The 623-nt window shown below is 59.7% G+C and carries 2 protein-coding genes; both read right to left on the reverse strand.

Annotation, left to right across the window (positions count from 1 at the left end; genetic code table 11):
* Positions 1–156: lysozyme inhibitor LprI family protein (locus tag AC1DH9_RS30420; protein WP_477809491.1), on the reverse strand; the 156-nt coding region annotated here is incomplete at its 3' end.
* 80 nt (positions 157–236) lie between these two features.
* The coding region (locus AC1DH9_RS30425) for a GFA family protein (protein ID WP_477809490.1) at positions 237–623 on the reverse strand (387 nt) is incomplete at its 5' end.

Here is a 623-nt window from a genome sequence, read left to right on the forward strand (position 1 = left end):
CTTGTAGAGGGCGTTGAGTTGAGTGTCGGCCTTCTTGTAATCCTTGGCGGCACACTCGCTCATTGTGCGTTGGTCGGCGGCGTTAGCGCAGTCGTCGGCGTGGGCGAAGGGCGCCAGCAGCAGCGGCGCAAGTGCCAGTAAAAAGCGTGGAGGCATGGAAAGCTCGCGTGGGTCTTCGAGGAGTTAAACGGCTGATTGAAGTGCAGTCGCCGCACTTGTGCAACCCGTGGCGGTGGTTATTCGGCAGACTCGGTCATTCCTTCATAAGCCAGCCATGGCACATCGTGAGAGGTCCAGATGTGCGCCTGCGGCGACATTTGCGGATCATCATCGAGCGTCGCCACCCGCACGATCACATGCGGCTGAGCCAAACGCTCGGCCACCAGGTGCGAGCCGCACTGCGAGCAGAAGTGCCGCAGCTTGCCGGGTGATGACTCGAAAGATGACAACTTATCCAAACCTTTGACCCAACGAAAATGCTCACGCATGACCCCGGCCGTAGATGCGAACGCCGCCGCATGCGCTTTGCGACAGGTGTGGCAATGACAGTGGCTGATCGGCATGTCGAGGCTGTCGAGTTCATAGGCGATGGCCTTGCATAGGCAACTGCCGTGGAGAGTGGG

The organism is Pseudomonas sp. 05T35, from assembly GCF_056396605.1.